The sequence below is a fragment of the Candidatus Aminicenantes bacterium genome, from assembly GCA_011049425.1.
Lineage (GTDB): Bacteria > Acidobacteriota > Aminicenantia > UBA2199 > UBA2199 > UBA876.
In genome coordinates this window covers 15,001-20,633 of sequence record DSBM01000003.1, presented here as the reverse complement: position 1 = coordinate 20,633, position 5,633 = coordinate 15,001, and the positions used below count along the sequence as shown (strand labels likewise).

4 protein-coding genes and 2 rRNA genes (1 of these 6 running past the window's edge) are annotated in these 5,633 nt (G+C 53.5%); all 6 read right to left on the bottom strand.

What is annotated here, in order from left to right:
• On the bottom strand, positions 1–111 hold a 111-nt coding region (locus ENN40_00375; protein ID HDP93802.1), incomplete at its 3' end, for a hypothetical protein.
• Between the two features lie 10 nt (positions 112–121).
• Positions 122–2,212: an elongation factor G gene (fusA, locus tag ENN40_00370; GenBank protein HDP93801.1), complete on the bottom strand. Its 2,091-nt coding sequence runs from the start codon at positions 2,210–2,212 to the stop codon at positions 122–124.
• A gap of 11 nt (positions 2,213–2,223) precedes the next feature.
• Positions 2,224–2,694, bottom strand: coding sequence for a 30S ribosomal protein S7 (locus tag ENN40_00365; GenBank protein ID HDP93800.1), 471 nt, complete (start codon positions 2,692–2,694; stop codon positions 2,224–2,226).
• 17 nt (positions 2,695–2,711) lie between these two features.
• Entirely contained in the window at positions 2,712–3,089 is a 378-nt protein-coding gene (locus ENN40_00360) for a 30S ribosomal protein S12 (protein ID HDP93799.1), read from the bottom strand.
• A 169-nt stretch (positions 3,090–3,258) separates the two neighbouring features.
• Positions 3,259–3,375: ribosomal RNA gene (rrf, locus tag ENN40_00355) — 5S ribosomal RNA — on the bottom strand.
• 64 nt (positions 3,376–3,439) lie between these two features.
• A 23S ribosomal RNA gene (locus ENN40_00350) occupies positions 3,440–5,633 on the bottom strand; it runs 769 nt beyond the window's last position.

The following is a 5,633-nucleotide window of genomic DNA, read 5'->3' as shown; positions in this document are numbered from 1 at the left end:
CGCCAAAACCTTGGTGATCGCCGCCGTCAACGTGGTCTTGCCGTGGTCCACGTGACCGATCGTGCCAATATTCAAATGCGGCTTACTGCGATTAAACTTCTCTTTCGCCATGGTCGACCTCCTAATTGAGTGAATATATTCCCAACTGGTTCTTTAATACATCCTGCATTTTTTCATCCGTCATGGGCGCGTAGTCGGCAAACTCCATGGCGTAACTGGCCCGACCCTGGGTCAGGGTGCGTAACGCCGTGGCGTAACCGAACATATTCGACATGGGTACCCGTACGTCAATGACGTGCAGGCCGTGGCGATTGTCCAAATGGGTTACCCGGCCCTGACGGGAATTCAAATCCCCCATCACCTCACCCAGGTAATCATCCTGAACGCGTATCTCCAGTTTCATGATGGGCTCGAGCAAGACCGGGTCTGCGGCCTGGAACGCTTTCTGAAACGCCATGGATGCCGCCACCTTATAGCCCAGTTCCGTTGAATTCTCTTCATCCAGGGATCCGCCCACCAGGGCCACAATCACCCCGGTTACGGGATACCCGGCAATGAAACCGAAATCCATGGCTTCACGCACGCCGGCTTCTACAGCGGCATGAAACCGCCGCGGCACCACATCATCCTTTATCGATGCCACAAACCGCAACTTGTCCGCTCCGTTGGTCGGCCGCAGCTCCAATACCACGTGACCGAATTGAGAATGCCCGCCCGCCTGCTGAAAATACTTTTCTTCACCACGAGCCACTTTGCGTATGGTTTCCTGGTACGCCACGCGCGGCTTGCCCAACTTGGTTTCTACGCTGAAATCGCGGCGAATGCGTTCCCGCACTACTTCCAGGTGCAATTCTCCCATACCGGAAACGATCTTCTGTCCCGTTTCACGATTGATCTTAACCGTAAGGGTGGGATCTTCGACCTTTAACTTGTCCAGCACTTCGTCCAGTTTCTTGTGGTCGGAAGTGTGACGCGGCTCAATGGTCGCTGAAACCACGGGTTCGGGAAAAGAAATGGCATCCAGGATGATCGGGTTGCGCTCATCACAAAGCGTGTCTCCGGTCGACACATCCGCCATGCCAACCGTGGCGGCGATATCTCCGGCGCCGACCTCCTTGACTTCTTCCCGCTTGTTGGCGTGCATCTTGAGAATCCGCGTGATGCGCACGCGTTTCTTTAAAATGGGGTTGACCACCACGCCGCCCGCCTTCATGGTTCCGGAGTATACGCGGAAATAGATAAGATGTCCCATATAGGTGTCGCTCATTATTTTGAAAACCAGAGCGGCCAGGGGCTCGGTGGTCGACTGTTCCCGGGTGATTTCTTCACCCGTGCGCGGTGAAAACCCGCGGATCGCGGAGACATCCCGGGGAGAGGGAAGAAAAGCCACGATCGCGTCCAGCAACATCTGGACCGCCTTGTTTTTAAACGATGAGCCGATGAGCACCGGAATGGCGGCCAACTCGAGCGTAACGCGTCTCACACCCGCACGCAGCATGGTTGCATCCACCAATTTTTTTTCGATGAAGTGCTCCATGACTTCAAGATCGTGCTCGGCCACCTGTTCGACCAGCCGCTCCCTGTAGAGTTCGGCTTCTTCGTGCAACTCCGCGGGGACGGCAACCTCTTCGTGGGTAGCGCCCAAAAGATCGCTGCCGTAGCGATACGCTTTCATCTCGATCAGATCAATAACGCCGGAAAAATCGTTTTCCGTTCCCAGGGGAAGCTGAAGCAACAGCGGATTGGCCTTTAACTTGGTCTGGAGCTGCTCCATCACATCAAAATGATCCGCTCCCACCCGGTCCATCTTGTTGATGTACGCGATACGGGGCACGCGATATTTTTCCGCCTGGAACCAGACTTTCTCTGTCTGGGGTTCGACGCCGCCTACGGCACAGAGCACAACAATTCCTCCGTCAAGCACGCGCAGGGAACGCTCCACTTCGGCGGTGAAATCCACATGCCCCGGCGTATCGATGATGTTGATCTGGTAGTCTTTCCAATGGGTGGTGGTACAAGCGGAAGTAATGGTGATACCCCGCTCCTGCTCCTGATCCATCCAATCCATGACCGCCGTGCCGTCATGAACCTCCCCCATCTTGTATGTCACACCGGAATAGAAAAGGATCCGCTCAGTAGTGGTGGTTTTGCCGGCATCAATATGTGCCATGAAACCAATGTTGCGGATTCTTTCAACCGGTATTGTATCCATGATGATCCTGATTACCAGCGATAGTGAGCAAAGGCCCGGTTGGATTCCGCCATCTTGTGTACGGTCTCCCGCTTCTTGATGGCGCCACCGCGATTGTTGAACGCGTCCAGCAACTCTCCAACCAGCTTTTCCTGCATGCTCTTGCCGCCACGCTCACGGGCATACTGGGTCAACCAACGGATGGCCAGGGCGTAGGAACGATCCTTGCGTACTTCCATGGGTACCTGGTACGTGGCCCCGCCTACCCGGCGTGAGCGCGTCTCGATCTGTGGGCGAATGTTTTCCACAGCCTTTGTCACCACTTTCAAGGGATCTTCCTGCAGCTTTTCCTGGATTTCGTTCATGGCCCCGTATACGACCTTTTCAGCCGTGGCCTTTTTCCCGTGTAACATGATGGAGTTGACCATCTTGGCCACAACGGAAGAGTTGAACACTGGATCAAAAATCTGATCCTTTTGTTTACGCAGTTTTCTTCTGGGCATTCATGACTCCCGAATCACTAAACCTTTTTCTGCCGGCGGGTGCCGTACTTGGAACGCCCGCGCTTGCGGCTGTCCACACCCGTTGAATCCTTGGCACCGCGTACCACGTGATAGCGTACGCCGGGGAGATCCTTGACACGACCGCCGCGCACCAACACGATGGAGTGCTCCTGAAGAGAGTGCCCTTCACCGGGGATATAGGCGCTGACCTCTATCCCGTTGGTCAGGCGCACGCGGGCCACCTTGCGCATGGCGGAATTGGGCTTTTTCGGGTTGGTGGTAAACACCCGGGTGCACACCCCGCGCTTCAAGGGACAATTCTCAAGAGCCGGAGACTTGCTCTTTACTTTCTGCTGTTTCCGGCCAAACCGTATCAACTGATTTATGGTAGGCAAATAGACCTCCTATATCGGGTTTTTTTTCGTATCATGGATAACACTACGGAAAAAACACCATGCGAATGGATGAATATATCAGAAAAATGGAAATACGTCAACAAAACAACGGCCCGGATGGGTCCATCGGTGGGTTGGTGGGGAATTCCTGGAAAATGGATAAAAAAAATCCCGGTGACGACCTACTTTCCCACCCCGTTTCCAAGGCAGTATCATCGGCACTGAAGAGCTTAACTTCCGGGTTCGGAATGTAACCGGGTGTTGCCTCTTCGTTATGGTCACCGGGAATATTGCGCGGCTTTTTATCATTATTGCTGAGTTAGATTTGTCGGGAGTAAGGCTGCGTAAACAAATGGTTAAGGCTCACGACCGATTAGTACTGGTCAGCTAAACACGTTACCGTGCGTACACATCCAGCCTATCAAACTCGTCGTCTACGAGGGGTCTTTAGTCACCCGAAGGTGAAGGGAGATATTATCTTGGGATTGGCTTCCCGCTTAGATGCTTTCAGCGGTTATCCATAATGAATGTAGCTACCCAGCAATGCTCCTGGCGGAACAACTGGATCACCAGAGATTCACCCATCCCGGTCCTTTCGTACTAGGGACAGATTCCCTCAAATCTCCTGCGCCCACTGTGGATAAGGACCGAACTGTCTCGCGACGTTCTGAACCCAGCTCACGTACCACTTTAATCGGCGAACAGCCGAACCCTTGGGACCTGCTCCAGCCCCAGGATGTGATGAGCCGACATCGAGGTGCCAAACAGCGTCGTCGATATGAGCTCTTGGACGCTATAAGCCTGTTATCCCCGGAGTACCTTTTATCCGTTGAGCGATGGCCCTTCCATACGGAACCACCGGATCACTAAGCCCTGGTTTCCCACCTGCTCGACCTGTCGGTCTCGCAGTCAAGCACCCTTATGCCTTTGCACTCTACGGCTGATTTCCAAACAGCCTGAGGGTACCTTTGGGCACCTCCGTTACTCTTTGGGAGGTGACCGCCCCAGTCAAACTACCCGCCTAACACTGTCTCCACGGAGGATAACTCCGTGGGTTAGAATCCCGATACGACAAGAGTGGTATCCCAAGATTGGCTCCATCCCACCTGGCGGTGGAACTTCAAAGCCTCCCACCTATCCTGCACATACCGCACCAGAATTCAATATTAGGTTGCAGTAAAGGTTCACGGGGTCTTTCTGTCCAGCAGCGGGTAACCGGCATCTTTACCGGTACTACAATTTCGTCGTGCATCTCCTTGAGACAGTGCCCAAATCGTTACGCCTTTCGTGCGGGTCGGAACTTACCCGACAAGGAATTTCGCTACCTTAGGACCGTTATAGTTACGGCCGCCGTTTACCGGGGCTTCAGTTCAGAGCTTCGCCGAAGCTAACCCCTCCCTTTAACCTTCCGGCACCGGGCAGGCGTCAGTCCCTATACATCGATTTCATCTTAGCAGAGACCTGTGTTTTTGATAAACAGTCGCTTGGGCCTATTCTCTGCGGCCTCCTCGAGCTCAGTTGAAAAACGTCACCCTAACGAGGCACTCCTTCTCCCGAAGTTACGGAGTTAATTTGCCGAGTTCCTAAAGGAGATTTCACACGTGCGCCTTAGTATACTCAACCCATCTACCTGTGTCGGTTTACGGTACGGACACCTCAACAACTCCTTAGCGGCTTTTCTTGGCAACATAGTTTCAGCAGGTTCATCCGGCAAAACCGAATTTCCCGGGCTACCTCAGAATTCCGGCCCTGATTAACGAGCCCTTCCTTGTCACCCGCCGTGCTCAACCAACGGCACGGTCTGCCTGACTTATTGCGTCCCCGCATCGTACAAACGCTGTTGGGGTGGTGCAGGAATGTTGACCTGCTTTCCATCGCCTACGCCTTTCGACCTCGGCTTAGGATCCGACTAACCCTGAGAGGACTGACCTTGCTCAGGAAACCTTGGATTTTCGGCGTCCCGGGTTCTCACCGGGATTATCACTACTCATGCCGGCAGGATCTCTTCCTGGTAAACATCGAACCTCACGATTCGAATCCAAGACCAGGAATGCTCTCCTACCATCCCCGAAGGGATTCGCAGCTTCGGTATCATGCTTGAGCCCCGTTACATCTTCGGCGCAAGGACGCTCGACCAGTGAGCTATTACGCTTTCTTTAAAGGATGGCTGCTTCTAAGCCAACCTCCTGGCTGTCTGTGTATTCTCACATCCTTTTCCACTTAGCATGAATTTTGGGACCTTAGCTGGCGATCTGGGCTGTTTCCCTTTTGAACACGGAGCTTATCCCCCGCATTCTGACTCCCACACTGTTGTTGCAGGCATTCGGATTTTGGTTGGATTCAGTACTTCTTTCGAAGCCCTAGTCCATCCAGTGATCTACCTCCTGCACAAATCATGTGAGGCTAGCCCTAAAGCTATTTCGGAGAGAACGAGCTATAACGGAGTTTGGTTGGCCTTTCACCCCTATCCTCAGCTCATCCAAGCCATTTTCAACTGACACTGGTTCGGGCCTCCGCATGGTGTTACCCACACTTCACCCTGGC